Raw genomic sequence first — 24,869 nt, 5'->3', positions numbered from 1 at the left:
TCCTGAGGCGAGGCCGCCTTTTTCGGGTGGCCTCGCCATTTCAACCTCTGCCCCTTGATGAATATGGGTTCCGGGCTGCTCGCTTCGCGGGGACCCGGAATGGCGTTTGATGGCTGATAACGAACTCGTCCTGCTCGGCATCGTCGGGGCGCCGCATGGCGTCAAAGGTGAGGTGCGGATCAAGGCCTTCACGTCCGATCCGCTCGATATCGCGGCCTATGGCGCGCTGATGGACGATCACGGCCGCCGTTTCGAGATCGCGGAGATCAGGCCCGCCAAGGAAGTGGTCATCGCCCGCCTGAAGGGCGTGACCAGCCGCGAGGCGGCCGAGACCCTGACTGGGCTCAAGCTCCATACCGAGCGAGGGAACCTGCCGCCGGCCGCTGATGAGGACGAGTTCCTCCAGGCAGATCTCGTCGGCTGCGCCGTGTTCGGGCCGCAAGGCGAGCCTCTCGGCGAGGTCACGGCCGTCGACAATTATGGCGCTGGCGACCTGCTGGATATCCGCACTCCGGATGGCCGCTCCGTGCTGATGCCGTTCACCAAGGCCTTCACCCCCCGAATTGACATTGCTGCGCGCCGGATCGAGGCCGATCCTCCGGCCGGATTGTTCGAGGATGTCGATGACAAGTGAGACCTCGATCCGCGCTCTGATCTTCGACATGGATGGCACCATCGTCGACAACATGCGCTTCCACGATGATGCCTGGGAGGCGTGGCACAAGAGCGAGAACCTCGCCTTCGACCGGGCAAGCTTCTTCAGCCGCACCGCCGGCAAGGCCAATCTCGAAATCCTTTCTGCCTATTTCCCAGAGGCTGAGGATGCTGAGCTCGAAGCGCGCGGCCTGCGCAAGGAAGAACTCTATCGCGCGGCCTATCGCCCCCATGTCGCGGCGTTGTCCGGGCTGCTCGATCTGATGGCGCGAGCCGAGACTGCCGGGCTTCCGATGGCGGTCGCTTCCGCTGCGCCGCCGGCCAATATCGACCTCGTGCTCGATACGCTCCGCCTGCGCTCGCGCTTCGCCACGATCGTCTCCCCATCGCAGGGGTTTCGGGGCAAGCCGCATCCCGACATGTTCCTGGCGGCCGCCGAGCGCATGGGCGTGGCTCCCGAAAGCTGCCTCGTCTTCGAGGACGCGCCGCTGGGCGTCGAGGCCGCGAAGCGTGCCGGCATGCGGGTCGTCGCGATCCTGACGATGCTCGAGGCGGGGGCCTTCTCCGGCTTCGACAATGTCATCGGCAGTGCCAGGGATTTCGCAGCGCTGGACGGGCATCCGTCGCTGCGCTTTGCTTCGGCATGAGCTTTCGCGCCTCGATCCTGACCCTCTATCCCGAGATGTTTCCCGGCCCGCTCGGTGCTTCCCTGGCGGGGGAGGGATTGCGCAAGGGATTGTGGCAGCTCGATACCCACCAGATCCGCGACCACGGCATCGGCCGTCATCGCAATGTCGACGACAATCCGGCTGGCGGCGGTGCCGGCATGGTGCTGCGCTGCGACGTGCTGGCAGCTGCGATCGATGCGGCGGTTCCGGTCGCCGATCCAAGGCCGCGCCTGTTGATGTCCCCGCGTGGGCGCCGGCTGGATCAGCGTCAGGTCCGAGATTGGGTGGCTGGCGAGGGCGTCGTTATCGTCTGTGGGCGCTTCGAGGGTGTGGATGAACGGGTGATCGAAGGGCGCGGCCTGACCGAGGTCTCAATCGGCGACTACATCCTCTCCGGGGGCGAGATGGCGGCAATGGTGCTGCTCGATGCCTGCGTGCGTCTGATACCCGGCGTGATGGGCAAGGAAGCCTCCGGTTCGGAGGAGAGTTTCGAGAACGGCCTGCTCGAATATCCGCACTATACGCGCCCGCGCGAGTGGGAGGGCAGGGGGCTGCCCGAGGCGCTGCTGTCGGGAGACCACGCTCGCATCGCCCGCTGGCGGCGCGAGCAGGCTGAGGCGATCACACGCGAAAGGCGGCCGGACCTGCTCTCGGGCCGTAAATCTCAGGGATAGGCCGTCACCGGCAACTGCTCGGCCAGCCAACCCTTGTCGCCGGGACTGCCGAGCAGGCCGCCGCGGACATCGACAATGTCACGCCAGCCGCGGCCGGCGAGCTTGCGCTGCAGCGAGCTGCTGCGGTTTCCAGTACGGCAGATCAGCGCGATGGTCTTGCCGGGATTCTCGAGCCGTAGCGCGGCAAGCCGCGCCTCGAAGGCGCTGGCCTCCATATCCAACCTGATGGCGCCGACCGGCACGCCGGTATCGGCCCATTCCTCTGGTGTCCGGATATCGACGAGAATCAGCGTGCCGGCCTTGGCTCCGTCATAGGCCTGCCGCACGGAGAGCGACGGAGGGGCGGATTGCGCCACGGCCGCCCCCGCGAGGAGCGGGGCGGCCGTCAGGATCAGAAAGGAGCGGCGGTTCATGCCGCAAGCGCTAGCCGAGTGGCGCGCCCGCGGCAATTCACGATCGCTGGCTCAGCGCAGCTCAGCGCAGAAGCGCTGGATGCGGCGGCAGGCTTCTTCCAGCCTCTCGTCCGAGGTGGCGTAGGAGATGCGGAAATTGGGCCCAAGACCGAAGGAGGAGCCATGGACGGCCGCGACGGCTTCCGTCTCGAGCAGGCCCATGACCAGGTCTTCGTCAGTCTCGATCACCTTGCCGTTCGGCAGCTTCTTGCCGATCAGCGCCGAGCAATCGGGATAGACGTAGAACGCGCCTTCCGGCGTCGGGCACTTGAGACCGCGCGTCTGGTTCAGCATCGAGACCACGAGATCGCGGCGGCGCTCGAAGGCCTTCCGGAAGACCGGAATGTGCTCCTGCGTACCGTCGAGTGCTTCGACCGCCGCCCATTGCGAGATCGCCGAGGTGCCTGAGGTCTGCTGACCCTGGACGAGGTCCATGGCGTTCATCAGATGCTGCGGGCCCGCAGCGTAGCCGATGCGCCAGCCGGTCATGGCGTAGGATTTCGAGACGCCGTTCATGGTCAGCGTGCGCTCGTAGAGACCGGGCTCGACCTGGGCGGGCGTCACGAACTGGAAGTCGCCATAGACCAGGTGCTCGTACATGTCGTCGGTCAGCACCCAGACATGGGGATGGCGCATCAGCACATCCGTGAGCTTCTTCATCTCGGCATGGCTGTAGGCGGCGCCGGACGGGTTGGAGGGCGAGTTCAGGATGACCCACTTGGTCCTAGGGGTGATCGCCTTCTCGAGATCCTCCGGCTGGAGCTTGAACTCGTTCTCGATGCGGGTTTCGGCAAAGGTCGGCGTGCCGCCGCAGAGCGCGACCATCTCGGGATAGCTGACCCAGTAGGGCGAGATGCAGACCACCTCGTCGCCCGGGTTCAGGGTGGCGAGCAACGCGTTGTAGATGACATGCTTGCCGCCGGTGGAGACGATCGTCTGGCTCGGCTTGTAATCGAGGCCGTTCTCGCGCTTGAGCTTGCGGGTGATGGCCTCGCGCAGTTGCGGAATGCCGGAAACCGGCGTGTATTTGGTCTCGCCGCGCCTGATGGCGGCGATGGCGGCTTCCTTGATATTATCGGGCGTGTCGAAGTCCGGCTCGCCGACCGAGAGCGAGATCACGTCCTTGCCCTGGGCTTTCAGATCGCGCGCCTTCTGCGTGATGGTGATGGTCGCGGACGGCTTCACGCGCTTCAGGGCATCGGCAAGAAAGGCCATGATCGATCTCCGGCGGAGCTTTCGGATAGCGCCACATGGCGCGCGCGTGGTTTAGGGCGCTCGCGCCGGCACCGCAAGCAAGACTGCGTCATGGCTGGCAGCAGCAATGTGAATGATGCACCTCGCATGAGCTGGCGAGTGAGGGGGCCAAGCCATCAGTGCCATCCCGGCCCGAAAGGTGCATGGTGCCGGAACGCCCCTTGGGGGGCAACCAGTGACCGGCGCGGAGCGTCGCGCAGAAGGCAGCACGTGAAACTCAGGATCGGCTACGAGCTCGATTACGACTTTCCGCAGCCGACCCCCATGATCCTGATGCTGCATGTGCATTTCAGCCGGGTGTCCGAGCTGGACGAGCCAGACCACATGCGCCTCGATCCACCGGTCCGCGTCAGCGCCTATCGCGACGGCTTCGGCAATTGGTGCAGCCGGCTGGTGGCGCCGCAAGGGCGCGTGCGAATCTCGGCCGATGCCGTGATCAACGACAGCGGGCTGCCTGAAACGGTCCGTCACGACGCAGGGCAGGTCCCGGTCGAGCTGTTGCCGGAGGAATGCCTGGTCTTCCTGCTCGCCAGCCGCTTCTGCGACAGCGACCGCCTGCTCGACCTGGCCTGGCAACTCTTCGGGCATGTGCTGCCGGGCGCGCCGCGTGTGCAGGCGATCTGCGACTTCGTGCACCAGCGCATCGCCTTCGACTACAATGATGCTAGCGTGACGAGAACGGCGTCGGAGGCCTATCGCGAGGGACGTGGCGTCTGCCGCGACTATGCCCATCTCGCGATCGCGTTCTGCCGGGCGATGAACATCCCGGCGCGCTATTGCACGTGCTATCTCGGCGACGTCGGTACGCCTCCTCCGTTTCCGCCGGGCGATTTCGCGGCGTCCTTCGAGGCTTACCTAAGCAGCGGCTGGGAGATGTTCGACCCGCGCAACAACGTGCCGCGGATTGGCCGGGTGTTGATCGCGCGCGGCCGCGATGCGGCTGATGTCGCCATCACGACCACCTTTGGGCCGAACACGCTGGTTGGTTTCAGGGTCTGGACCGACGAGGTCATCGAGGCCTGACGAGCAGATCCTTGGGGCTATTCGTCGAAGAGCCGGGCTGCGCCCTGCTTCTTCGCCCGGGTGGGCTTCTGCTGTGGCAGCCCCAGTGCTGTTGACTCAACTGCGCCGTCGTCAGCCATCGCCGCCCCGGCCTTCGTTGGTGCGGGGTGAGCGGGCGCTGCCGAGGGCACGGCGACCTTCGTCGCCGCCTCCGGTTCGATCGTCCTGAAGCGTATCATCTGTGTCCTGTCGGCGGTGCGATGCGGTCGGGAAAAACCGGCCCTGGGAGGCAGGGCAGCGGCTGCCGGCGCCTCACTTCTTCTTTTGCGGAGCGGCGGCCTTTGCGACCACGGCAGCGAAGGTCGAAGGAGCCGCTGCCGAGACCTTCGGCTTGTCCTTCTTCGGCTTCTTGGCTTCGCGGTTGCCGCGTTGTTCACCTTTTGCCATCGTCTCATTCCTCGCTTCGAGGGGCGCGGGCTGCGCCCCTTCTCAGGTCAACGGGCAGATCGGCAGTCCTGGTCGGATACCGACATACTCGTAGTGGTTGCGCGAAAGCGGCGCTGTGCAGTGAAACTCGTGCTGTCTTCGGTCATTCTGCGGCCGGCTCTCGGCTGCCGCGGTCGGCCCGGGCGGTAGCCGGACTCTGTCACATCGAAGCAGAGTCCGAGCCTAGGCCAGAGCCGGCCGAAGTGCACGTGGTTTCTCGGGATATCTCGCGCGGCCCGGTTGATGCCTGGGCGGCGTCATCATGCGCCTCCGCCATGCGCCGGCGCCGCGCGATCGTTGCGACGCTCCCCATGCTCCAGCGCGGGCGGCCCCAGCAGGGAAAGCCGCGACGGTTCAGCCGCCGGGCGATATCGCCGGGATCGTCGATGCCGACCTCGACGAGTTGATCGATCAGCGCCCCGGCTGCTGCGAGGAAGATGGCGTAGAGTTCCCTTTCAAGCCGCCGGTCCATCGCCCCTGGCGGGCTATTTCGGTCGGTCGCTTCAACGGTCGAGATGTGGTCCCAAAGGGAGTGGCCGGTGTCATGAAGCAAACGGCCGGGCTTGCGCCCGGCCGAAGCAGATACGGCATCGTCAGACTGGATCAGGATCAGCGCACTCCCATGCCGAAGCTGGGCTCGACCGCGTTGGGCGAGAGCATCACCGCGTTGGGATGGCCGCCCTCGAACATGGCGAAGCGGACCGCATCCTTCTTCTCGCGAAAGATGCCTTCGGACTGGCCTTCGAGGTCACGGGCGACCCAGAAACCGTGCTTCGACTGGCCGACGAGGAAGAGATGGCTCGCTCCTTCGAGCGGCTGGATCGGCGTGGATTGTCCCATGTCGCAGCGCTCAATTCGGCAGGAAGAGCCAGGCGCGCAGGCTGAGGAAGCCGGCGACCGCGAGCGCAAAGCAGGCCAGTGCGGCAAGCTCGGCCGCGAGCAGACCGGTTGCTGGCCGCTTCTTCGCTATGGTGCGATAGACCGTGCGGGCGCGGCGCTGGTGAGAGGTATGGGTGTAGGCGGTATCAGTCGTCATCTCGACCTCCATCGATGCTCGAAATGTAGGTCTGCTCCCGCTAAGCTTGCGATGTGGAAGACGCGCTGCCGCATAAGGCCTGCATAAAGCCTCCCTTGCGCGCCTTGCCGTTCCCTGCAATGCGCTGAGGCCCATGGAACCGAGCCCCAGCACCATCGCGATCTATGTCGATGCCGACGCCTGTCCGGTGAAGCCGGAGGTGTATCGCGTGGCCGAGCGGCATCGGCTCAAGGTTTTCGTCGTCGCCAACAGCTTCATGATGGTGCCGCGGGAGAGCTGGATCGAACGGGTGATCGTGTCCGACGGATTCGACGCCGCCGACAACTGGATCGCCGAGAGGGTCGCGCGCGGTGCGATCGTCATCACCTCCGACATCCCGCTCGCCGACCGCTGCATCAAGGCCGGCGCCGACGTCATCGGGCCGACAGGCAAGCCCTTCACCGAAGCCTCGATCGGCATGGCGCTGGCGACGCGCGACATGATGGAGGATCTGCGTGCCGCGGGGGCCGTGACCGGCGGGCCGAAACCCTTCTCGCAGAAGGACCGCTCGGCCTTCCTGCAAGCCCTCGATGTCGCCGTGCAGCGGCTGAAGCGGGCGGGGTTCGGCGGGTAGGGCTTGCCGGCCCAGCTGAAACCGCGCCATTCCGGCCGGTCCGAGAAAGATCCGGCTTTCAGATGTCCCCGAAGTCGCCGCCGCGCCCCTTGCCGCCGGCGAAGCGTCCGGCCCCGGCCGCACCTTCCTGGGCGATGGTCTCGACGGCACCGGCCCATTCCCGCGCCAGCGCCTCGCGGACGCCGAGTCCGTGCCCGGAAATCGCGTTGCGGCGGTCGGCCAGCATGGCGCCCTGCGGGAAGCGCGCGATCTGCTGCGCCATTGCCTCGGCGGCGGCGCGCGCCTCTCCGCGCGGGACCACCGTCTCGCAGAGCCCGATCCGCAGAGATTCGTCGGCTGCAACCTTGCGCCCGGTCATGATGATCTCGAGCGCACGGCCCTGGCCGACAAGGCGGGGCAGGCGCACCGTGCCGCCGTCGATCAACGGGATGCCCCAGCGCCGACAATAGACGCCGAAATAGGCGTCCTGGGCCATGATCCGGACATCGCACCAGAGTGCGAGTTCCATCCCGCCAGCGACGGCTGGGCCCTCGATGGCGGCAATCACGGGCTTGCCCATCTCCAGCCGCGAGGGGCCCATCGGGCCGCGTGGGGCCGGGCCATCGCCATGGGGAAAGGCCAGTCCCTCGACGATCTCCGTGCGGAAGCGCTCTGCATCGGTGAAGGCCTGCGCATATTTCAGGTCCCAGCCGGCGCAGAAGGCGCCGCCTTCGCCCCAGAACACGATGGCGCCCGTTTCAGGATCGGCGTCGAGCTCACGGAAGGCGGCCGTCAGCGCTTCGGCGCTGTCCGGATCCATCGCATTGCGCGCCTCGATTCGGCTGTGGATGACGGTCGCGACCTTGCCGTCGCGTTCGATGCGGATGGTCATGGGCGGCTCGTTCCCCGTTGCTCGCTGAGCGCAGGCTACAGCCTCCCGCGGCGGCGGCCCCAACCGCTGGACGCATGGCGCCTTTGCCCGTAATTCTCGCGGCAAGCCCAGTCTCCAAATCGGGCACCCGGAGGACCTTCATGTCGCTTACCCGCCGCACCACGCTCGGCATCATCGCCGGTGCCGCATTTGCTCCGGCCATCGTCCGCGCGCAGACGTTCCCGTCGAAGCCGATCACGCTGGTCGTTCCTTATCCGGCGGGTGGACCGACCGACGCCATTGCCCGCTTCGTCGCGCAGGATCTCTCGACCTCGATCGGCCAGAACGTGCTGGTCGACAACCGTGCCGGTGCATCGGGCGCGGTCGGCACGCGCGCCGTGGCCAAGGCCGAACCGGACGGCTACACCTTCATCTTCGGCAACAACCAGACGCATGGGAACAACATGTTCCTGCTGAAGGAGCCCGGCTACGATGCGGTGAAGGATTTTGCGCCGCTCTGCGGCGTGGGCGCCTTCGAGCACGCCTTCGTCGTCCGCAACGACCTGCCGGCCAAGACCATTGCCGAGCTGATCGCGCTGGCCAAGGCGGATCCCGACAAGCTGAACTACGGTTCCACCGGCGTCGGCTCCGGCTCGCATCTGGCTATGGAGCTGTTCATGCAGCGCACCGGCATCAAGATGACGCACGTGCCGTTCCGCGGCGCTGCGCCATTGGTGCAGGAGATCATCGGCGGGCGCATCGACATCGCCAATTCGACGCTGCCGAGCGTGCTGGAGCTGATCAATGCCGGCAGCATGCGCGCGCTGGCCCTGGCGAGCCCGGAGCGCAATCCGCGCGCCAAGGATATCCCGACCCTGCGCGAGCAGGGCGTCAGCAATGCCGACGCCGATTCCTGGGCGGCCTTCTTTGCACCCGCCGCGGTTCCGCAGCCAATCCTGGACACGCTCTCGAAGGCAGTCATGGCCTCGATCGCCAAGCCGGCCGTGACCGAGGCGATCCTCAAGCTCGGCTTTACACTGAAAGTGCGCGATCCTGCCGCGTTCAAGCCCTATCACCTCCAGGAGATCGCGACCTGGAAGCAGATCATCGCCGATGCCGGCGTGAAGCCGGAATAACCGGCGCGATTATTCAGTCCGCCTCCGTCATTCCGGGCATGTGGCCTGGCCGTGCGAGCTCAGAATCCGGCGTGCATTCCATGCCGGATTCGGGCTGGCGGCGTCGCTGCTGGCGGATAGACGCGCGTTACTCTGCCCGAGATCATTGAAGACCGGAGCGTCGTCATGAACCTGATGCCCCTTCTCGCCACCCGCCGCGACGCAGGAAAACCCGTACGCGTCGCACTGATCGGGGCCGGAAAGTTCGGCTCGATGTTCCTGTCGCAAGTGCCCCATATTGCTGGACTGGAGGTCGCGGTGATCGCCGATCTCGATCCCGAGCGGGCGAAGCGTGCCTGCCGGCAGGTTGGCTGGGACGAGGCCCGCATCGAGGCGACCCGCTATGTCGCGGACGGCGCCGAGGCGGCTGCGATGGACGGCATCGAGGTCGTTATCGAGGCAACCGGCCATCCGGCCGCCGGTGCGCGCCATGCGCTGGCGGCGATCACCGCTGGCAAGCATGTGGTGATGGTCAATGTCGAGGCTGACGTGCTGGTCGGCCCGGTGCTCGCGACCCGGGCTCGGGCCGCGGGCGTCGTCTATTCCATGGCCTATGGCGACCAGCCCGCGCTTGTCTCGGAGATGGTCGATTGGGCGCGTGCGACCGGATTCACGGTGGCTGCTGCCGGCAAGGGCACGAAATACCTGCCGGCCTATCACCAGGTCACGCCGGATGATGTCTGGACCCATTACGGACTGACGCCCGAGGCGGCCAAGGCGGCGGGCATGAACCCGCAAATGTTCAATTCCTTCCTTGATGGAACGAAGTCGGCGATCGAGATGGCAGCGATCGCCAATGCCTGCGGGCTCGACGTGCCGGAGGCCGGCCTCGCATTCCCGCCGGTCGGCGTCGACGACCTTGCCCATGTTCTGCGGCCGAGGGCGGTCGGTGGACAGCTCGATCGCGACGGCATGGTCGAAGTGGTGTCCTCGCTGGAGCGTGACGGGCGGCCGGTGTTTCGCGACCTGCGCTGGGGCGTCTATGTCGTGCTGAAGGCGCCGAATGACTACGCCGCGGCCTGCTTCAAGCAATATGGCCTGCCGACCGATGCCACCGGTCAATATGCGGCGATGTACAAGCCGTTCCACCTGATCGGGTTGGAGCTTTCGATGTCGGTCCTCAACGCGGCCCTGCGCGGCGAGCCGACCGGCAGCACCCGCGAGTGGCGCGGCGACGCTGCCGCAGTGGCCAAGCGCGACCTCAAGGCCGGCGAGATGCTGGACGGGGAGGGCGGATACACGGTCTATGGCCGCCTGATGCCAGCACGAGCGAGCCGCCAGGTTCGGGCCCTGCCAATCGGGCTCGCGCATCACGTCAAGCTGACGCGCGACGTCGCAGCCGGACGGGTCGTCACCAGCGACGATGTCGCCCTCGACGAGACCCAGGCCATCGTTTCACTTCGGCGTGAGCTCGAAGCAACCGAGTGGTGATTCCGCGCGTTTTGCCTCACTGACGTTCCGCAACGACAGGAAGAGCTTTATGCGTCACACCATTCTCGCCGCCTGCTTCAGCGCTACGCTTTCAGTCCTTGCGCTGTCGGCGACGGCCGATGCCCAGCAGCGCTTTCCCTCGAGCTCGGGCGAGTTGGTCGTCGAGACGGTGGCGAGCGGTCTGGAGCACCCCTGGGGCCTCGCCTTCCTGCCTGACGGGCGCATGCTCGTGACCGAAAAGCCGGGCCGGTTGCGGCTGGTTTCCGCCGCGGGCGAGATCTCGCGGCCGATCGCGGGCGTGCCGAGCGTCATGGCACGCGGTCAGGGTGGGTTGCTCGATGTCGCGCTTGATCCACAATTTGCCCAGAACCGGCTGATCTATCTCTCCTTCGCGGAGCCGCGCGCCAATGGAAACGGCACCAGCGTGGCGCGGGGGCGTCTCAACGCAGGGGGCACTGCGCTCGAAGGGATGAGCGTGATCTTCCGGCAGATGCCGACGATCAACAGCAACATGCATTTCGGCTCGCGATTGGTCTTCGACCGGACGGGCGCCTTGTTCGTGACCGTGGGCGACCGCTTCAGCCAGCGCGATCAGGCGCAGAACCCGGGCAATCATCTCGGCAAGGTCCTGCGGATCAGTCCGGAGGGCAAAGCGGCGGCGGGCAATCCGAAGAAGGAGGGCTGGCAGCCGGAGATCTGGTCGATCGGCCACCGCAACGTGCAAGGCGCGACGCTACATCCGGAGACCGGGCAGCTCTGGACTGCCGAGCACGGTGCGCGCGGTGGCGACGAGATCAACACGCCGAAGGCCGGGCTCAACTATGGCTGGCCCGTCATCACCTACGGGGTCGACTATTCCGGAGCGAAGATCGGCGAGGGTACGTCAAAACCCGGTATGGAGCAGCCGCTGTTCTACTGGGATCCGTCGATCGCGCCATCCGGCGCGACCTTCTATACCGGGCAGATCTGGCCGGCCTGGAAAAACTCGCTCTTCGTGGGCGCCCTTGCCGGGCAGACGCTGATCCGCCTCTCGACGCAGGGCGAGACGGTCACCGGCGAGGAGAGGCTGCTGACCACGCTGAACGAGCGGATTCGTGACGTCAGGCAGGGCCCCGACGGTTATCTCTACCTGCTGAGCGATGATGCCAACGGCAAGATCCTGCGGGTCAGGCCGGCGCGGTGAGCGCCGGAGCGGGATGCGTCAGGGACCGCAATCCCATTCGTTCTCGATGACGAAGGCATTGCGCGTCGAGAGCTGACCGCGCGTGTCATAGAGATCGCCGACATAATAGGACGTACCGGCGTCGTCGCGGGCGTTGCGCTTGACCTGTAGCGACCAGCCATAACCGACATGTTTTCCGCCGCGCCAGGTTGGGTGGGTGTCGCCGATGCTCGCGGAGGCGAGGATCTTGGCGCGGTCGTCGCTCGGGCTGCAGGTCGGGCCGGCGAGCGCCGGCGTCGAGAGGCTCAAGATGGTTACGGCGACGAGGATCGCTTTCTTCACGGCAGTCTTCCTGGGTGGGTGGGAGTGATGGGGGCATTCCGGCCGTAGCGAAGCTGGGCGCCGGAAATCATTTTGGAGCCAGCACCTGCACTGATGTGCCGGATGGCAGCGCGATCGCGGCGTGTCCGGAATGACGTGCGGCAGGCAGTGTGCCGGCAGTTCAGGTGATGTCCGCCAGCCGAGTGTCGAGCGACAGCACCAGGCACCAATGCGGTTCAAAGTCGGCGCCCAGCGGCCAGATCTGCTCCTTGAAGATATCGAGCATCCGAGCCTGGTAGCGCTCGAACCAGTGCTGTTCGCAGAGCACGAATTTGGTCGCGCCGACAATCGTCTCACGGTCGATGATACAGAGCGGCACAATCTGAGGATGTGCATCGAGATAGGCCTGCACCGCGACCATCAACGTGGGGTAGCCGGGATGCAGCATGTCATCGAGAACGATCAGCCCGCCATCGGCCAGGCAGGCCGTGGCAAGCGCGAGATCCCTGGTCAGCGCTGCGCGGGAATGCTCGCCGTCGATATGGATGAGGCGCAGCTTCGCGCCGCCGGTGTGCTTCAGCAGATCGACCGGGGCCATCGCGCCCGCATCGCCCTTGATCGTGACGCGCTGCTCCCGGCCGATGCCGTGCTTCAGGCAATTCGCCTCGAAACGTTGCTCAACCTCCGGATTCGGCCACTCGAAGATATCGATGCCGAGCGCGATCTCGCCTGGCTCGAGCGCATGCGCGAGCGCGATGAAGAAGCGTCCCTCGAAGGCGCCGATCTCGGCGATCGGTCCATGGAGTCCCTCCTCGGTTTGCAGGCGCAGCAGCCGCGCGCAGATCGCCGCGGCGAAGCGCGACGACATGCCGACGACACTGTCATAGCCATTGGCGAGATAGGCGGAGACCGCGGGATGTCCGGGCGAGGGGAGATTGGCCATCCCGTTTACGCCTTGCCCTGGAAGATGAAGAAGGCGCCGGCCGCAATCAGCGCGAAACCGACGGCATGGTTCCAGCCAAGCGGCTCCTTGAGCCAGAGCACGGAAAAGCCGGCGAAGACGGTGAGGGTGATGACCTCCTGCATCGTCTTCAGCTCGGCGGCGGAATAGACCGCATTGCCGATGCGGTTGGCGGGCACGGCGAGCATGTATTCCGGCAGTGCAATCATCCAGCTGGCGAGGATGGCGAGCCAGATCGCGGTGCTCTCGTAGCTGAGATGGCCATACCAGGCGAAGGTCATGAAGACGTTCGAGCCGATCAGCATGGCGATCGGCAGGAGATGGGCGGTGGAGAGGGTCGGCATGGGGATTGGCGATCCAGGACGGTGTCTACGGAAAGCCTAAACAGCGCGCGGGGTTCCCGATAGGGCCTGCTCAGCCGTGGCGCAGCTTCATGGTCAGGATGACGAGGACCGGCACCAACGTCACGGCATTGGCGCCGATCAGCGGCCAGGACATCAGCAGGAGCCCATAGACCAGCCAGAGAATGATGCCGAGCGCGAAGAATATCTGTGTCCAGAGCGAGATCGCCCGTGTGTCCTGAGTCCGGACCGTGTGCCAGGCCTGGGGCAGCCAGCACAGGGTCGTCAGCGTAGCTGCGGTGAAGCCGAGGAACTCGGTTGCGGCGACAGACATGGGTGGGAACGTCTCGAATCAGACCAGGCCCATGCCATAGCGGGCTTTTGCGACTTTTGCGCGCAGTTCGCGCATGGTTAATCTCCCTTAACCATTCGGCCCTAGTTTTGCGTCATTCCTCGGCTTTCGGTGGGTTCATGCGCGCGCTCAAACTGGCTTTTCCGCTCATCCTCTTCGCGTCCGGCGCCCAGGCGGACTTCCAGTCCTGCCTTGCCGGCCTGCGTTCGGAGGCTGCAGCGAAAGGCGTGTCCGGTGCCACCTTCGACCGGGCCATGGCAGGCGTCACGCCCGACATGAAGGTGATCGAGGCGATGAACAACCAGCCGGAGTTCAAGACTCCGATCTGGGATTATCTCGGCACGCTGGTCGATGAGGAGAAGGTGGCGGAGGGGCGCAACATGCTGCGCCAGCATGCCTCGACCCTCGCGGCGGCCGAGCAGCGCTTTGGCGTCGACCGCCATACCATTGTCGCGGTCTGGGGCGTCGAGAGCGATTTCGGCAAGGCGCGCGGCAAGATGCCCCTCGTCCAGGCGCTCTCGACCGGCGCCTGTCTCGCACCGCGTCGCAATGCCTTTTTCAAGGGCGAGCTGATCGCGACCCTGCAGATCATCCAGCGTGGCGATGTCCGGGCCGACCGCCTGATGGGGTCCTGGGCCGGCGCCTTCGGCCACACCCAGTTCATCCCCTCTACCTATATGCGCCTTGCCGTCGATGGCGATGGCGACGGACGGCGCGATCTCGTCGACTCCATTCCGGACGCTCTGCATTCGACCGCCAATTTCATGGCCAAGGCCGGCTGGGTGACCGGCGCGACCTGGGGATACGAGGTCCGCGTCCCCAACGGCTATTCCGGTCCGACCGGGCGCAACCCGAAACAGCCGGTCTCATCCTGGGCCGCGCGCGGGATCGTTAGATATGACGGCTCGGGGCTGTCCGGCTCGGGCAATGCCGGGTTGCTGATGCCGGCCGGCCGCAATGGTCCGGCCTTCCTGGTCTTCAAGAACTATGACGCGGCCTACAGCTATAACGGTGCGGATTCCTACGCACTTGCCATCTCGCTGCTCTCGGACCGTATTCGCGGCCGGCCGGGCATCCAGGCCGACTGGCCGACCGACGATCCGCCGCTCTCGCGCGAGCAGCGTCGCGAATTGCAACGCCTGCTGATCGCACGGGGTTACAATGTCGGTGAGCCGGACGGCGCCGTCGGTTCGCTGACCAGGGCTGCCATCAAGGAAATCGAATCGCAGATCGGCATGCCGCAGACCGGGCGGCCGGGTGCCAAGGTGTTGCGCGCGCTCAAGGGTGGACGGGGATGACGATGCTGGATCCAAAGCGACGGCTGATCTCCACTGGTTCGCCGTTCGAGCTCGCCTTCGGCTATTCGCGCGCGGTGGTCGATGGCGACCTCGTCTTCGTCTCGGGCACGACGGGCTATGACTATGTCACCATGACGATGCCTGAGGATCCAGCGGAACAGGCGCGCAACATCTTCCGGACGCTGGACGCGGTCCTCACCGAAGCAGGATCTGCACTCTCCAACGTCGTGCGCGCACAGTATTTCGTCACCGATCGCAGCTATTGCGAACCCGTTCTCACCGTCTGCGGTGAGATCTTCGGGCAGGTCCGCCCGGCGGCCGGCATCTATGTCGTTTCCGGCCTGCTCAAGCCCGAGATGAAGGTTGAGATCGAGATCACGGCCCGGCTGCGCAGTTAAGTCACCGGACCGGGGCTCGTATCCTGTGCGATGTCTAGCCGTCCGTGATGCGCTGGCCCGAAACCCGTAATCCATCTTTCGGGCCGATGCGTGCGCCGGAGCGGCCCTTCAGATGCCCAGGAAGCGCCTGACAGGCTCCGGTCCGTCCGATGCCGTCAGGCGTGCCCACGGGCCAGACGCTTCGACGTGGCCATCCCTTACGAGCGCAAAGAGGTCAGCATGGCTGGCCGCTTCTTCCGGCGTGTGGAGTGTCATCAGCACGGTGAGGCCGTGTTCGCGACGCAGGGCATCGACGCGCTCGATCATCTCGCGGCGTAGTCCGGGGTCGAGTGCGCCGAAGGGTTCGTCGAGCAGCATCAGCGGTTTGCCGCGCAGGAGGGCGCGGGCGAGGGCGACGCGCTGACGCTGACCGCCCGAGAGTTCCGCCGGACGACGGGCTGCGAAGCCGGCGAGATCGACCTCAGCCAGTGCGGCTGCCACGCGCTCGCGCTCGGAGGCGTCGAGCCGCAGTGACGGTTTCAGTCCAAGCGCGACGTTTTCGGCTGCCGTCAGATGGGGGAAGAGATTGTGATCCTGGAACAGGATCGAGACTGGTCGCCTGGCTGGTGTGAGAGGCAGCAGGTCTGCGCCGGCGAAGCGGAGGGTTCCCGCCGTAGGCCGTTCAAAGCCGGCGATGGCATGGAGCAGGGTGGTCTTGCCGCCACCTGACGGGCCGATGACGGCGCAGAGCGCGCCTGCTGGAATGACGAGGTCGTAGCGCGCCGCAAATCCGGGATAGTCGAGGGACAGGCCTGCCAGCTCAAGCATGACGCGCACTCCAGCGCTCGGTCAGGTAGGCGAGACCCCCGGCCGAAAGCACCAGCACGAGTGCGAGTGCTCCCGCTTCATCCATGCGATAGGCGCCGAGGCGGTTCGCCAGGAGATAGGGCAGGGTGGTGAGCTCGCCGCCGCCGAACAGAGCAATGACGCCGAAATCGCCAAGCGAGAGCGCCGTGGCAAATGCGAAGGCGGCCGCCAGCGGTGCGCGCAGGGCCGGCCATTCGACGAGCCGCAGCCGGGTCCAGCCGGCAATGCCGAGACTCTCAGCCAGCCTGCCATGACGTTCTGCGTTGGTCGCCAGTGGCGGCGCCAGCAGTCGATAGGCGTAGGGAAGTGCCATCAGGGCGTTGACGAGCGGTACCAGCATCAGTCCGAGTGCCGCGGGATCGGCGAGGTTGCGTGTCAAAACGTAGAGTCCTGCCACGAAGGCGAAGGGCGGCAGGCCAAGCATGGTGAAGGCGGCAAGGTCGGGAAGTCTCGGGCGTAGCCGGCGTCCGCGCGCGGCGCTGGCGAGCAGTACGGCAAACAGGCAGGCGAGGAGGCCTGCGCCAAGCGCGATGGCTGCGCTCGTCGCGGCTGCCCATGCGAATTCGGCGGTCGCGAGCGTCGGTACGGCTGCGACGCCGCTTGCGATGCTGAGGAGAGGCGGTGCGATCCATGCTGTCGCCAGAATGAGGACAAGGCAGTCCAGCCGGAGCAGGCAAGGGGCGAGGATATCGGGGCGGGCTGCATGGCGCTCGGCACTTGCCTCGTCGTGGACCGCCGGCGCGAGTGTGGCGAGCGCAGTCGCAAGTCCGAGGCAGAGCACAAGCTGAAGGCCGGCGAGAGCGGCAGCGCGGGCGAAATCGGCCTCGAAACGGACCGCTTCGTAGATCGCGACTTCCAGCGTGGCGTTGGCAGGCCCGCCACCGAGCGAGAGCACGACGGCAAAGCTCGTGAAGCAGAGCAGGAAGACGAAGGTGGCAAGCGCCGGAGCCTCGCGCCGGATCACGGGCCAGTCGAGATGCCGGAAACAATCGGCGGCGGAGAAGCCGAGCGCCGAGGCCAGGCGCCTCCGCTCGCCGGGTTCGCGGCCGAAGGCCTGAAGCAGCGTGCGCGTCACCAGCGGCATATTCATCAACACATGAGCGATCAGGATACCCTGGAGCCCGTAGATCGCCGGCGGTTCAGCTCCAACGGCACGCGCCAGGTCGCCGAGCAGCCCGGAACGGCCATAGATCGCGATGACGCCGAAGACGATAACGATCGTCGGTGCGACGGCGGCGGCGGTCAGCACGGCGAGCAGGAGGTTGCGGCCTGGGAAGCGGCGGCGCAGCAAGGCAAGCGCCAGTGCCGTGCCCAGCAGGATCGAGAGCAGCATCGACAGGCCCGCCTGGACGGTCGCTCCTGCGACGAGGCGAGCGAGATAGGGGCCGAGCGACGACAGGGCCGCGACGTTGCCCCCGGCTCCCGCCAGCCCGGCGAGCGAGGCGCCGGCGAGCGCAAGGATGGCAAGCGCAGTGAGCGTGGCCGGGCGGAACAAGGCCTCAGCGGCTCGCTGCGGCGAGCCAGGCGTCGATGAAGCTTCGGCGCTGCGTGCGCACCTCGTCCGGCGTGAACAGCAAGGTCCGTTCCGGCTTGATGATATCGGCGAATGATGCCGGCAGTCCACCTGCCGCCTGTTTCGCCGGCATCATCCAGTTGCCTTCCGGGATCAGCAATTGGAAGGCGTCCGAAAGCGTGAAGGCGAGGAAGCGTTTGGCGAGCTCGGGCTGCCGCGTCGTGCGCGTCATGCCGGCGAGTTCGATATGCAGATAGTGGCCTTCGCTGAAGGGCGCGGCCTTGTACTGCGTCTTCTTCTCCACGCCGATGTGATAGGCCGGCGAGGTCGCGTAGGAGAGCACCATGTCGGCCTCGCCCTTAAGGAAGAGCCCGTAGGCCTCCGACCAGCCCTTGGTGAAGGTAACGATGCGGGGCTTGAGCCTGGTCCAGGCGGCGTCGGCGCCGTCGCCATAAACGGCTCGCATCCAGAGCAGGAAGCCAAGCCCGGGCGCGCTGGTGCGCGGATCCTGCAGCACCAGCTTCGGCCCATTCGGATCGTCGACAAGCTGCTTCAGGCTGGTGGGCGGCGCGGCAAGTTTGGTTGAATCATAGACGAAGGCGAGATGCCCCCAGTCGAAGGGCAGGAAGGTATCGTCGGTCCAGGCGATGGGCAAAGTGAGTGCTGTAGTATCCTGGCCATGGGGCTGGAACAGGCCCGTGGCCTTGGCTTCCGCCGCAAGGTTCATGTCGAGGCCGAGCACGGCATCGGCCTTGGTCGTCTCACCCTCCAGCTTCAGGCGCGCAACGAGGGAGCCGGCATCGTCGCTTGCGACCCAGTTCAGCGTGCAACTGCATTGCGCCTCGAAGGCCGCCTTCACCTTGGCGCCGGGGCCATATTTCCCGGTGAAGGAGGAATAGGTGTAGACGGTCAGCGCCGGTTTCTCCTGCGCCATGGACGGCGTCGTAAGCAGAAGCACCGAGAGCGCGGTGGCGATCCGGGTCATCCGGCTGTTCAGAAAGGTCATGGCGTCACCCCGCATGCATTCGACGGCGGCCCTTGACGGTCGAGAGGGGAGGCCACCTCCGGTGCGAGACGCCGGTGCTCAATCCCTCCGCCGGCACGATCCGGATCAGGTTCGACGGGTTGAAAGCCCTGCGCTTCCCTCTCAGCCCGAAACCGCCGGGCACCCCGTTGAGACGGTCAAGGGAATAGCGAGCGGGCACGGGCGAGTCCAGTTGATGCCGCCGATCCATCGCAACGGGCATTGCGCGTCGTCGCCTGACCATGCTGGTATATCTCTTGCTTGACAGAAGGCAGGCGCGCCTGGCGCGAAAGCTCAAGAGCAAGGGGATGTCGCATGCGATTCAATCGCCGTCAGATTCTGGCCGGAAGTTCCGCCTTAACCACTTCCAGTCTCGTCGGATTTCCGTCGCGTGGGCAATCGCGCGCCAATACGCTGCGCTTCATTCCGTCGACGCCGTTGCCCTCGCTCGATCCGATCGTCGCCACGAGCTACGTCATCCGCAATCACGGCTATCTGATATATGATACCTTGTTTGCGACGGACGCGCAGTTCCGCATTCAGCCGCAGATGGTCCAGAGCTGGGAGGCTGCGCCGGACGGGCTGCGCTGGACCTTCCATCTGCGCGACGGACTGATGTTCCATGACGAGCAGCCGGTCAGGGCGCAGGACTGTATTGCTTCGATCAGTCGCTGGTCGGCGCGCGATGCCTTCGGGCAGACCTTCGCGACATTCGTCGAGGGTTACGATGACGTCGATCAGCGCACCTTCGCCATCCGCCTGACGAAGCCCTTCCCGATGCTGCCGGACGCACTCGGCAAGCTCTCCTCGAACGTACCCTTCATCATGCCCGAGCGCGTGGCAATGATGGAGCCGACCAAGAACATCACGGAGGCGATCGGCTCCGGACCCTGGCGCTTCATGGACAAGCAATGGGTGCCGGGCCAGAACGCGGTCTATGAGCGCTTCGCCAAGTACAGGCCGCGAGAGGAGGCGCCATCCTGGGCCGCTGGCGGCAAGGTCGCCAAGATCGACCGCATCGAATGGTTGCCGCTGACCGAGGTTTCGGCCGCAGTCGGCGCGCTGATGCAGGGCGAGGTCGATTGGTATGAACAGCCGCCGGTCGATCTCCTGCCCCTGCTCAAGAGCAATCCCGAGATCGCGATCGAGAACGTGCCGCTCGGGCTGATCCTGCTGATGCGTTTCAACCATCTGCAGCCGCCCTTCAACAATCCCGGCATTCGACGGGCGGTGATGATGGCAATCGACCAGACCGACTACATGGAGGCGGTCGTCGGCAGCAAGGACTACTACAAGGAGTGCAAGACCTTCTTCACGCCGGGCTCGCCGATGTCGACCGGAGCGGGCGGTGAGGCGGCACTCGGCAACAATCTGGAGCGGGCCAAGGCCATGCTTCAGGAGGCCGGCTACAAGAACGAGAAGGTGCTGCTGCTGGCGCCTGCAGACCAGCCGATCGCCTATAACCAGTGCCTGGTGACGCAGGAGCTTTTGAAGAAGCTCGGCATGACTGTCGATCTGGTCGCGACCGACTGGGCCAGCTTCATCGGCCGGCGCTCCAATCGCGGATTGCCGGACCAGGGCGGTTGGTCGGTGTTCCATACGCTCTGGTCGGGCGCCGACGTGCTCAATCCTGCGCTGCATCCGCTGCTGCGCAGCAATGGCTCTGCCGCCTGGTTCGGCTGGCCGGAGGATCCCACGCTGGAAGGCCTGCGGGATCAGTGGATAGCAACGCCTGATGTGGCCAGGCAGAAGGAACTGGCCGCCTCGATCGAGAAGCGCGCCTTCGAGACGGTACCCTATGCGCCGGCCGGGCTGGTGCAACAGCCAATGGCCTATCGCAAGAGCCTGACCGGCATGGTGCTCTCGCCGGTGCAATTCTTCTGGAACATGGAGAAGAAGGCCTGAGGACGGAGGGGCCATTGCCGTCGGGATGCTGGGTGATGCCAAAGGCACCGCGCTCGCGGCTCTGATCGCGAAACCATCGCCACGCTCTGCGACGGATTCCTGCTCGCTGCTTCACTCCGGCCGGAGTGAAGCAGTTCGGTGCCGGCGCCGATCACACAGCTTCTGCTTGTCGCGCAGGCGCGCTGCCCGGCGGCTGCGCTTGCGTCACTTCCTTTCCCCGCCTAATCAGCCCGGCAAGGCCGCGCTGGCCCCAGCAACATCCGACAAACGCGTGAGGCGACCATGGCGACCCACAAGCTCCTCCTCCTGCCGGGCGACGGCATCGGCCCCGAAGTGACCGGCCAGGTCGAGAAGATCGTCGGCTGGTTCGAGAAGCAGGGCGTCGCCTCCTTCGCCATCGAGCGCGGACTTGTCGGCGGCGCCGCCTATGACGCACATAAGGCGGCGATCTCGGAAGGCGACATGAAGCTCGCCCAGGACGCCGATGCGGTGCTGTTCGGCGCTGTCGGCGGCCCGAAATGGGCGGATGTACCCTACCAGCACCGTCCCGAGGCGGGCCTGCTGCGGCTGCGCAAGGACCTTGGCCTGTTTGCGAATCTGCGCCCCGCGATCTGCTATCCGGCGCTGGCTTCCGCCTCTTCGCTCAAGCCCGAAGTAGTCGAGGGGCTCGACATCCTGATCGTGCGTGAGCTCACCGGCGGCGTCTATTTCGGCGAGCCGAAAGAAATCGTCACGCTGGAGGACGGCTCCAAGCGCGGCGTCGATACCCAGCTCTACACCACGCCCGAGATCGAACGCATCGCGCGCGTCGCCTTCGAGCTGGCGCGCACCCGCCGCAACAAGGTCTCCTCGGCCGAAAAGCACAACGTCATGAAGACCGGCGTGCTCTGGAAGCAGACGGTCACGGCGCTGCACGCCAAGGACTACCGGGATGTCGAACTCGAGCATGTGCTCGCCGACAATTGCGCCATGCAGCTCGTGCGCTGGCCGAAGCAGTATGACGTCATCGTCTGCGACAACCTGTTCGGCGATATTCTCTCCGACGTCGCGGCGATGCTGACCGGCTCGCTCGGCATGCTGCCCTCCGCATCGCTCGGTGCTGAAGACCCGGCTACCGGCAAGCGCAAGGCGCTCTACGAGCCCGTGCACGGCTCGGCTCCCGACATCGCCGGCAAGGGCCTGGCGAACCCGATCGCGATGATTGGCTCATTTGCCATGGCGCTGCGTTACTCCTTCGGCGCGATCGAGGCGGCCGACCGGCTGGAAGGCGCGATTGCCGATGTGCTTGGCGCCGGCACCCGCACCAAGGACATCGCCGCACCGGGCGCCAATGCCGTCTCGACCGCCGAGATGGGCGATGCGATCGTCAAGGCGCTGGAAGCGCGCGGCTGACGCGACCCCTCCCAGCACTCCGACGTCATCCCGGTCCTGCGCTTCGGTTCGGCCGGGATGACGTCCAAGGGACCATGCGGTGAGGGACCCTACGCCTCTCCCGCTCGTGAATTGCACTTGATGCTCATCTGTGGACTAAGCTTCGCTCTCTGAAACGGAGCATGTCCGTCGATGCTGATCAAACGCCCCCCTGGCTGGGAATTGCCCGAGAGCCAGGTCACTCCCGAACATATCGCCATGAACCGCCGGGCCTTTCTCGGCGGGAGTGCGGGGCTGATCGCCGGGAGTGCGCTGCCTCAGATCGCAGCCGCGCAAGGCGCGGATCCGACGCTCGATCTCTATCCTGCCAAGCGCAATGCGAGCTACACGCTCGACCGGCCGGTGACCGACGAGGAACTGGCCGCGAACTACAATAATTTCTACGAATTCGGCATGTCCAAGGACGTCGTCAGTGCGGCAAAGAAGCTGCCGACGCGGCCCTGGAACATCGCGATCGACGGCATGGTCGAGAAGCCGTTCGAGATCGGTTTCGACGATCTCGTCCGCAAGATGCCGTTCGAGGAGCGGCTCTATCGCTTCCGCTGCGTCGAGAGCTGGGCTATGGCCGTGCCCTGGACCGGTTTTCCGCTGAAGGCCCTGGTGGCGCTGGCGAAACCGCTCTCGAGTGCCAAATACATCAAGTTTGAAACCTTCCTGAACCCGCGCGTGGCCTCCGGGCAGACGCAACGCTGGTATCCCTGGCCCTATACCGAGGGGCTGACCATGGCGGAGGCGAATAACGACCTGACGTTGATGGTGACGGGGATCTACGGCAAGCCGCTGCCGAATCAGCATGGTGCGCCGGTCCGCCTGATCACGCCGTGGAAGTACGGTTTCAAATCGGTGAAGTCGATCACGCGCATCAGTTTCGTCGCCGAGCGGCCCAAGACCTTCTGGGAGGCGCTGCAGGCGTCGGAATACGGCTTCTGGGCCAATGTGAACCCGGAGGTGCCGCATCCGCGCTGGAGCCAGGCGAGCGAGCAGGTTCTCGGCTCGCGCGAGCGTCGGCCGACACTGTTGTTCAACGGCTATGGCGAGCAGGTCGCAGCAATGTACAAAGGGCTTGAAGGCGAGCGGCTCTACGTCTGAGGCCGCCGCTTCCGTCGGGAGGCGTGATGAGCCAGGGTTTCTGCCTGTTCGATACGGCAATCGGCGCCTGCGCGCTGGTCTGGAGGGCTGAGCACCTGATCGGCGCACAGCTGCCGGAGCAGGATGAAGCTCGAGCCCGCCAGCGGCTGGCCCGGCGCTACCCGGAGGCTGTCGAAGGCGCTCCTCCGCCGTTCGTGCAGGAGGCAATCGACGGGATCGTGGCGCTGCTCGCCGGCGAGAAGCGCGACCTCTCGGGGCTACCGATCGAAATGGACGGTCTCTCCGTCTTCAACCGCAAGGTCTATGAAGTCGCGCTCGGCATCCCGCCTGGCGAAACCCTGACCTATGGCGAGGTTGCAGCCCGCATCGGCGAGCCAGGTGCGGCACGGGCGGTCGGCGTCGCGCTTGGCGAGAATCCCTTTCCGATCATCGTGCCCTGCCATCGCGTACTGGCGGCCAACGGCAAGACCGGCGGCTTCTCGGCCGATGGCGGGGTAGAGACCAAGCTGCGGATGCTGACGATCGAGAAGGCGCGCACCAGCGATATGCCGAGCCTGTTCGATTCGCTGCCGCTGGAAGCGCGGCGACGCTGAGTTTTCCTCTCAGGCGAGCTTGAGAAGCCTGCGCTTCGGCTCCTGCGCTTCGTCGAAGCGGGTCCGCGCGGCCGCGATACCGCGTCGATTCGCGACGACCCAATCGCTGAGCGCCTTGACGGGATAGCGCAGTGAGTGCCCGAGTTCGGTCAGCTCATAATCGACGCGTGGCGGAATCGTCTCGAACTGCGTGCGCGTGACGAGGCCGTCGCGCTCCAGATTGCGCAGCGTCAGCGTCAGCATGCGCTGCGAGATGCTGCCGAGCGCGCGCTTGATCTCGGTGAAGCGCTTCGGCCCGTCGCCGAGCAGGTCGACGACCAGCATCGTCCACTTGTCGCCGACGCGGGACAGCATCTCGCCAACGGCGCGGCACTCGTGAGGCACATGCAGGTTCTCTGGTGACAAAATTGTGCCTCCTTGCGTGGCTTTGTCACAGGCATTTATTGAGCCTTGGTCTCTTTTTGTAACCAAGGAAATCTCCTATGGCAAAGTTGAAGCTCGCCGTCATCGTTGGCAGCGCACGCAAGGATTCCATCAACGGCAAGCTCGCCGTCGCGCTGTCGCGGCTCGGCTCCAGCGCCTTCGAGGCGAGCTTCATCGCGATCGACGATCTGCCACTCTACAGTCAGGATCTCGAGGCGAACTGGCCGGTAAGCGCGACGCGCCTCAAGCACGAGATCGCGGCTGCTGACGCTGTTCTCGTGGTTACACCCGAGCACAACCGTTCGATTCCCGCGCTCCTGAAGAACGCGATCGACTGGGCGGCGCGGCCCTATGGCAAGAGCTCCTGGCGGGGCAAGGTCGTCGCCATCACCGGCACGAGTCCGGGAGCGATCGGTTCGGCGATCGCGCAGCAGCATCTGCGGGTGATTCTTGGCAATCTTGGTGCGCTGGTGATGGGCGGCGAGGCCTATATCGGCCTGAAGCCCAATCTGGTCGACGAGGCTGGCGATGTCCCCGATGAAACGACCCGCGCCTTCCTGCAGGCCTTCATCGACCAGCTCGCCGAACTTGCGGGCCTGCTCGCGCGCCGGGCTGCATAACCACGCATGAAAAAAAGGCCAGCGTCCCGAGGGAGCTGGCCTTTGAAGTTTGAAACATCCGGCGTTACCGCCAAACATCTCAGAGGGGAACGGCTGGAACGAACTCAACGCCGGGAGGAGAATGCGGAGCCCGTTCCGAACAACCGTGATTGCTATATCGGGCAGCACGTGCCGTTTTGCAATGCAGCATAGCTTGGGGCCGCTATGCGGAAACTGCATGACCTATAATCATGTGCGACAAATTTTAGCCTAAATGGCTGAAAAGCATGCGTTTGCCGCAGCGCGAGATACCCGCGC

The 24,869-nt window shown here is 65.5% G+C and carries 30 protein-coding genes and 1 riboswitch; of the genes, 15 read left to right on the top strand and 15 right to left on the bottom strand.

All coding sequences use genetic code 11. From position 1 onward, the window contains the following. The first annotated feature begins 109 nt into the window (after nucleotides 1-109). Genes rimM through trmD form a run of 3 tightly spaced genes read left to right on the top strand, consistent with a single transcriptional unit; the run spans nucleotide 110 to nucleotide 1,996 of the window. Nucleotides 110-634, top strand: coding sequence for a ribosome maturation factor RimM (gene rimM, locus AB4099_RS02380; protein ID WP_441476903.1), 525 nt, complete (start codon nucleotides 110-112; stop codon nucleotides 632-634). Continuing rightward, nucleotides 624-1,301, top strand: a complete 678-nt coding sequence (locus tag AB4099_RS02375; RefSeq protein ID WP_441476902.1) for an HAD family hydrolase — start codon at nucleotides 624-626, stop codon at nucleotides 1,299-1,301. Before rimM ends, AB4099_RS02375 begins: the two co-directional genes overlap by 11 nt. Next, nucleotides 1,298-1,996 carry a tRNA (guanosine(37)-N1)-methyltransferase TrmD gene (gene trmD, locus AB4099_RS02370; protein WP_441476901.1) on the top strand — a complete coding sequence of 233 codons (699 nt, stop codon included), beginning with the start codon at nucleotides 1,298-1,300 and terminating at the stop codon, nucleotides 1,994-1,996. Before AB4099_RS02375 ends, trmD begins: the two co-directional genes overlap by 4 nt. On the opposite strand, the gene AB4099_RS02365 is transcribed toward trmD, so the two are convergent. Together AB4099_RS02365 and AB4099_RS02360 are read right to left on the bottom strand one after the other, a co-directional pair. Then, nucleotides 1,987-2,409: a rhodanese-like domain-containing protein gene (locus AB4099_RS02365; protein WP_441476900.1), complete on the bottom strand. Its 423-nt coding sequence runs from the start codon at nucleotides 2,407-2,409 to the stop codon at nucleotides 1,987-1,989. The genes trmD and AB4099_RS02365 overlap by 10 nt on opposite strands. A 51-nt stretch (nucleotides 2,410-2,460) precedes the next feature. Then, nucleotides 2,461-3,663 carry a pyridoxal phosphate-dependent aminotransferase gene (locus AB4099_RS02360; RefSeq protein ID WP_441476899.1) on the bottom strand — a complete coding sequence of 401 codons (1,203 nt, stop codon included), beginning with the start codon at nucleotides 3,661-3,663 and terminating at the stop codon, nucleotides 2,461-2,463. A 249-nt stretch (nucleotides 3,664-3,912) separates the two neighbouring features. Between AB4099_RS02360 and AB4099_RS02355 the strand changes: the two genes are divergently transcribed. Continuing rightward, entirely contained in the window at nucleotides 3,913-4,725 is an 813-nt protein-coding gene (locus AB4099_RS02355; RefSeq protein ID WP_113519304.1) for a transglutaminase-like domain-containing protein, read from the top strand. A gap of 291 nt (nucleotides 4,726-5,016) precedes the next feature. On the opposite strand, the gene AB4099_RS02350 is transcribed toward AB4099_RS02355, so the two are convergent. The 4 genes from AB4099_RS02350 to AB4099_RS02335 all read right to left on the bottom strand — a co-directional run bounded on the left by AB4099_RS02350 (nucleotide 5,017) and on the right by AB4099_RS02335 (nucleotide 6,226). Further along, nucleotides 5,017-5,151: a hypothetical protein gene (locus tag AB4099_RS02350; protein WP_280114129.1), complete on the bottom strand. Its 135-nt coding sequence runs from the start codon at nucleotides 5,149-5,151 to the stop codon at nucleotides 5,017-5,019. 199 nt (nucleotides 5,152-5,350) lie between these two features. After that, the gene (locus AB4099_RS02345) at nucleotides 5,351-5,662 is read right to left on the bottom strand and encodes a hypothetical protein (RefSeq protein WP_441476898.1); all 312 of its coding nucleotides are present in this window, start codon (nucleotides 5,660-5,662) and stop codon (nucleotides 5,351-5,353) included. Between the two features lie 137 nt (nucleotides 5,663-5,799). After that, on the bottom strand, nucleotides 5,800-6,030 hold the full coding sequence (locus tag AB4099_RS02340; RefSeq protein ID WP_113519307.1) for a hypothetical protein: 231 nt from the start codon (nucleotides 6,028-6,030) through the stop codon (nucleotides 5,800-5,802). Between the two features lie 10 nt (nucleotides 6,031-6,040). After that, complete coding sequence (locus AB4099_RS02335; protein WP_441476897.1) at nucleotides 6,041-6,226, bottom strand: hypothetical protein; 186 nt, start codon at nucleotides 6,224-6,226, stop codon at nucleotides 6,041-6,043. Nucleotides 6,227-6,359: 133 nt separating this feature from the next. Between AB4099_RS02335 and AB4099_RS02330 the strand changes: the two genes are divergently transcribed. Then, the gene (locus AB4099_RS02330) at nucleotides 6,360-6,839 is read left to right on the top strand and encodes a YaiI/YqxD family protein (RefSeq protein WP_043233526.1); all 480 of its coding nucleotides are present in this window, start codon (nucleotides 6,360-6,362) and stop codon (nucleotides 6,837-6,839) included. A 58-nt stretch (nucleotides 6,840-6,897) separates the two neighbouring features. On the opposite strand, the gene AB4099_RS02325 is transcribed toward AB4099_RS02330, so the two are convergent. Next, nucleotides 6,898-7,710 (bottom strand): crotonase/enoyl-CoA hydratase family protein, encoded by an 813-nt coding sequence (locus tag AB4099_RS02325; RefSeq protein ID WP_441476896.1) that lies wholly within the window; start codon nucleotides 7,708-7,710, stop codon nucleotides 6,898-6,900. 140 nt (nucleotides 7,711-7,850) lie between these two features. On the opposite strand from AB4099_RS02325, the gene AB4099_RS02320 reads away from it, so the two are divergent. The 3 genes from AB4099_RS02320 (at nucleotide 7,851) to AB4099_RS02310 (ending at nucleotide 11,478) form a co-directional block, all read left to right on the top strand. Further along, a complete protein-coding gene (locus AB4099_RS02320) occupies nucleotides 7,851-8,825 on the top strand; it encodes a Bug family tripartite tricarboxylate transporter substrate binding protein (RefSeq protein WP_441476895.1) in 975 nt (324 codons plus the stop codon). A 165-nt stretch (nucleotides 8,826-8,990) separates the two neighbouring features. Next, the gene (locus AB4099_RS02315; protein WP_441476894.1) at nucleotides 8,991-10,295 is read left to right on the top strand and encodes an NAD(P)H-dependent oxidoreductase; all 1,305 of its coding nucleotides are present in this window, start codon (nucleotides 8,991-8,993) and stop codon (nucleotides 10,293-10,295) included. A 49-nt stretch (nucleotides 10,296-10,344) separates the two neighbouring features. Next, complete coding sequence (locus AB4099_RS02310; protein ID WP_441476893.1) at nucleotides 10,345-11,478, top strand: PQQ-dependent sugar dehydrogenase; 1,134 nt, start codon at nucleotides 10,345-10,347, stop codon at nucleotides 11,476-11,478. Nucleotides 11,479-11,496: 18 nt separating this feature from the next. Here the strand turns inward: AB4099_RS02310 and AB4099_RS02305 are convergent, their stop codons facing one another. The 4 genes from AB4099_RS02305 to AB4099_RS02290 all read right to left on the bottom strand — a co-directional run bounded on the left by AB4099_RS02305 (nucleotide 11,497) and on the right by AB4099_RS02290 (nucleotide 13,414). Continuing rightward, nucleotides 11,497-11,799 (bottom strand): hypothetical protein, encoded by a 303-nt coding sequence (locus tag AB4099_RS02305; RefSeq protein ID WP_441476892.1) that lies wholly within the window; start codon nucleotides 11,797-11,799, stop codon nucleotides 11,497-11,499. A gap of 160 nt (nucleotides 11,800-11,959) precedes the next feature. Then, nucleotides 11,960-12,721 carry a class I SAM-dependent methyltransferase gene (locus tag AB4099_RS02300; RefSeq protein ID WP_441476891.1) on the bottom strand — a complete coding sequence of 254 codons (762 nt, stop codon included), beginning with the start codon at nucleotides 12,719-12,721 and terminating at the stop codon, nucleotides 11,960-11,962. A gap of 5 nt (nucleotides 12,722-12,726) precedes the next feature. Beyond that, on the bottom strand, nucleotides 12,727-13,083 hold the full coding sequence (locus tag AB4099_RS02295) for a DMT family protein (RefSeq protein WP_441476890.1): 357 nt from the start codon (nucleotides 13,081-13,083) through the stop codon (nucleotides 12,727-12,729). 70 nt (nucleotides 13,084-13,153) lie between these two features. After that, nucleotides 13,154-13,414, bottom strand: a complete 261-nt coding sequence (locus AB4099_RS02290; RefSeq protein WP_441476889.1) for a SemiSWEET transporter — start codon at nucleotides 13,412-13,414, stop codon at nucleotides 13,154-13,156. A gap of 137 nt (nucleotides 13,415-13,551) precedes the next feature. Between AB4099_RS02290 and AB4099_RS02285 the strand changes: the two genes are divergently transcribed. Further along, nucleotides 13,552-14,730 (top strand): lytic murein transglycosylase, encoded by a 1,179-nt coding sequence (locus AB4099_RS02285; protein WP_441476888.1) that lies wholly within the window; start codon nucleotides 13,552-13,554, stop codon nucleotides 14,728-14,730. A gap of 2 nt (nucleotides 14,731-14,732) precedes the next feature. Beyond that, nucleotides 14,733-15,128, top strand: a complete 396-nt coding sequence (locus tag AB4099_RS02280; protein ID WP_441476887.1) for a RidA family protein — start codon at nucleotides 14,733-14,735, stop codon at nucleotides 15,126-15,128. A gap of 108 nt (nucleotides 15,129-15,236) precedes the next feature. On the opposite strand, the gene AB4099_RS02275 is transcribed toward AB4099_RS02280, so the two are convergent. Genes AB4099_RS02275 through thiB form a run of 3 tightly spaced genes read right to left on the bottom strand, consistent with a single transcriptional unit; the run spans nucleotide 15,237 to nucleotide 18,493 of the window. After that, nucleotides 15,237-15,935: a thiamine ABC transporter ATP-binding protein gene (locus AB4099_RS02275; protein WP_441476886.1), complete on the bottom strand. Its 699-nt coding sequence runs from the start codon at nucleotides 15,933-15,935 to the stop codon at nucleotides 15,237-15,239. Further along, the gene (locus AB4099_RS02270) at nucleotides 15,928-17,469 is read right to left on the bottom strand and encodes an ABC transporter permease family protein (protein ID WP_162768084.1); all 1,542 of its coding nucleotides are present in this window, start codon (nucleotides 17,467-17,469) and stop codon (nucleotides 15,928-15,930) included. Before AB4099_RS02270 ends, AB4099_RS02275 begins: the two co-directional genes overlap by 8 nt. Before the next feature lie 4 nt (nucleotides 17,470-17,473). Next, nucleotides 17,474-18,493, bottom strand: coding sequence for a thiamine ABC transporter substrate binding subunit (gene thiB, locus AB4099_RS02265; RefSeq protein ID WP_441476885.1), 1,020 nt, complete (start codon nucleotides 18,491-18,493; stop codon nucleotides 17,474-17,476). Between the two features lie 65 nt (nucleotides 18,494-18,558). Beyond that, nucleotides 18,559-18,670, bottom strand: a riboswitch (TPP riboswitch). A 156-nt stretch (nucleotides 18,671-18,826) separates the two neighbouring features. Here thiB and AB4099_RS02260 point away from each other — a divergent pair. From AB4099_RS02260 to AB4099_RS02245, 4 genes are all read left to right on the top strand, one after another. Beyond that, complete coding sequence (locus tag AB4099_RS02260) at nucleotides 18,827-20,416, top strand: ABC transporter substrate-binding protein (RefSeq protein WP_441476884.1); 1,590 nt, start codon at nucleotides 18,827-18,829, stop codon at nucleotides 20,414-20,416. A gap of 282 nt (nucleotides 20,417-20,698) precedes the next feature. Further along, on the top strand, nucleotides 20,699-21,808 hold the full coding sequence (leuB, locus tag AB4099_RS02255) for a 3-isopropylmalate dehydrogenase (RefSeq protein ID WP_113514007.1): 1,110 nt from the start codon (nucleotides 20,699-20,701) through the stop codon (nucleotides 21,806-21,808). A gap of 171 nt (nucleotides 21,809-21,979) precedes the next feature. Beyond that, nucleotides 21,980-22,936 (top strand): protein-methionine-sulfoxide reductase catalytic subunit MsrP, encoded by a 957-nt coding sequence (gene msrP / locus AB4099_RS02250; RefSeq protein WP_113514005.1) that lies wholly within the window; start codon nucleotides 21,980-21,982, stop codon nucleotides 22,934-22,936. 26 nt (nucleotides 22,937-22,962) lie between these two features. After that, nucleotides 22,963-23,529 (top strand): methylated-DNA--[protein]-cysteine S-methyltransferase, encoded by a 567-nt coding sequence (locus AB4099_RS02245; RefSeq protein ID WP_441476883.1) that lies wholly within the window; start codon nucleotides 22,963-22,965, stop codon nucleotides 23,527-23,529. Between the two features lie 9 nt (nucleotides 23,530-23,538). On the opposite strand, the gene AB4099_RS02240 is transcribed toward AB4099_RS02245, so the two are convergent. Next, nucleotides 23,539-23,883, bottom strand: coding sequence for a winged helix-turn-helix transcriptional regulator (locus tag AB4099_RS02240; RefSeq protein ID WP_441477655.1), 345 nt, complete (start codon nucleotides 23,881-23,883; stop codon nucleotides 23,539-23,541). A gap of 128 nt (nucleotides 23,884-24,011) precedes the next feature. On the opposite strand from AB4099_RS02240, the gene AB4099_RS02235 reads away from it, so the two are divergent. Then, complete coding sequence (locus tag AB4099_RS02235; RefSeq protein ID WP_441476882.1) at nucleotides 24,012-24,572, top strand: NADPH-dependent FMN reductase; 561 nt, start codon at nucleotides 24,012-24,014, stop codon at nucleotides 24,570-24,572. The last annotated feature ends 297 nt before the right edge of the window (nucleotides 24,573-24,869 follow it).

This window comes from Allobosea sp. 2KB_26 (assembly GCF_052115715.1).
GTDB lineage: Bacteria > Pseudomonadota > Alphaproteobacteria > Rhizobiales > Beijerinckiaceae > Allobosea.
Note: the sequence above shows the minus strand (reverse complement) of the source record. Positions and strands in the feature narration are given on the sequence as shown.

Excerpts from the sequence above, each read along its gene's own strand:
- rimM (WP_441476903.1), top strand. The coding sequence starts at position 110 with ATGGCTGATAACGAACTCGTCCTGCTCGGCATCGTCGGGGCGCCGCAT.
- AB4099_RS02375 (WP_441476902.1), top strand. The coding sequence starts at position 624 with ATGACAAGTGAGACCTCGATCCGCGCTCTGATCTTCGACATGGATGGC.
- trmD (WP_441476901.1), top strand. The coding sequence starts at position 1,298 with ATGAGCTTTCGCGCCTCGATCCTGACCCTCTATCCCGAGATGTTTCCC.
- AB4099_RS02365 (WP_441476900.1), bottom strand. The coding sequence starts at position 2,409 with ATGAACCGCCGCTCCTTTCTGATCCTGACGGCCGCCCCGCTCCTCGCG.
- AB4099_RS02360 (WP_441476899.1), bottom strand. The coding sequence starts at position 3,663 with ATGGCCTTTCTTGCCGATGCCCTGAAGCGCGTGAAGCCGTCCGCGACC.
- AB4099_RS02350 (WP_280114129.1), bottom strand. The coding sequence starts at position 5,151 with ATGGCAAAAGGTGAACAACGCGGCAACCGCGAAGCCAAGAAGCCGAAG.
- AB4099_RS02345 (WP_441476898.1), bottom strand. The coding sequence starts at position 5,662 with ATGGACCGGCGGCTTGAAAGGGAACTCTACGCCATCTTCCTCGCAGCA.
- AB4099_RS02340 (WP_113519307.1), bottom strand. The coding sequence starts at position 6,030 with ATGGGACAATCCACGCCGATCCAGCCGCTCGAAGGAGCGAGCCATCTC.
- AB4099_RS02335 (WP_441476897.1), bottom strand. The coding sequence starts at position 6,226 with ATGACGACTGATACCGCCTACACCCATACCTCTCACCAGCGCCGCGCC.
- AB4099_RS02330 (WP_043233526.1), top strand. The coding sequence starts at position 6,360 with ATGGAACCGAGCCCCAGCACCATCGCGATCTATGTCGATGCCGACGCC.
- AB4099_RS02325 (WP_441476896.1), bottom strand. The coding sequence starts at position 7,710 with ATGACCATCCGCATCGAACGCGACGGCAAGGTCGCGACCGTCATCCAC.
- AB4099_RS02320 (WP_441476895.1), top strand. The coding sequence starts at position 7,851 with ATGTCGCTTACCCGCCGCACCACGCTCGGCATCATCGCCGGTGCCGCA.
- AB4099_RS02315 (WP_441476894.1), top strand. The coding sequence starts at position 8,991 with ATGAACCTGATGCCCCTTCTCGCCACCCGCCGCGACGCAGGAAAACCC.
- AB4099_RS02310 (WP_441476893.1), top strand. The coding sequence starts at position 10,345 with ATGCGTCACACCATTCTCGCCGCCTGCTTCAGCGCTACGCTTTCAGTC.
- AB4099_RS02300 (WP_441476891.1), bottom strand. The coding sequence starts at position 12,721 with ATGGCCAATCTCCCCTCGCCCGGACATCCCGCGGTCTCCGCCTATCTC.
- AB4099_RS02295 (WP_441476890.1), bottom strand. The coding sequence starts at position 13,083 with ATGCCGACCCTCTCCACCGCCCATCTCCTGCCGATCGCCATGCTGATC.
- AB4099_RS02290 (WP_441476889.1), bottom strand. The coding sequence starts at position 13,414 with ATGTCTGTCGCCGCAACCGAGTTCCTCGGCTTCACCGCAGCTACGCTG.
- AB4099_RS02285 (WP_441476888.1), top strand. The coding sequence starts at position 13,552 with ATGCGCGCGCTCAAACTGGCTTTTCCGCTCATCCTCTTCGCGTCCGGC.
- AB4099_RS02280 (WP_441476887.1), top strand. The coding sequence starts at position 14,733 with ATGCTGGATCCAAAGCGACGGCTGATCTCCACTGGTTCGCCGTTCGAG.
- AB4099_RS02275 (WP_441476886.1), bottom strand. The coding sequence starts at position 15,935 with ATGCTTGAGCTGGCAGGCCTGTCCCTCGACTATCCCGGATTTGCGGCG.
- thiB (WP_441476885.1), bottom strand. The coding sequence starts at position 18,493 with ATGACCTTTCTGAACAGCCGGATGACCCGGATCGCCACCGCGCTCTCG.
- AB4099_RS02260 (WP_441476884.1), top strand. The coding sequence starts at position 18,827 with ATGCGATTCAATCGCCGTCAGATTCTGGCCGGAAGTTCCGCCTTAACC.
- leuB (WP_113514007.1), top strand. The coding sequence starts at position 20,699 with ATGGCGACCCACAAGCTCCTCCTCCTGCCGGGCGACGGCATCGGCCCC.
- msrP (WP_113514005.1), top strand. The coding sequence starts at position 21,980 with ATGCTGATCAAACGCCCCCCTGGCTGGGAATTGCCCGAGAGCCAGGTC.
- AB4099_RS02245 (WP_441476883.1), top strand. The coding sequence starts at position 22,963 with ATGAGCCAGGGTTTCTGCCTGTTCGATACGGCAATCGGCGCCTGCGCG.
- AB4099_RS02240 (WP_441477655.1), bottom strand. The coding sequence starts at position 23,883 with ATGCTGTCCCGCGTCGGCGACAAGTGGACGATGCTGGTCGTCGACCTG.
- AB4099_RS02235 (WP_441476882.1), top strand. The coding sequence starts at position 24,012 with ATGGCAAAGTTGAAGCTCGCCGTCATCGTTGGCAGCGCACGCAAGGAT.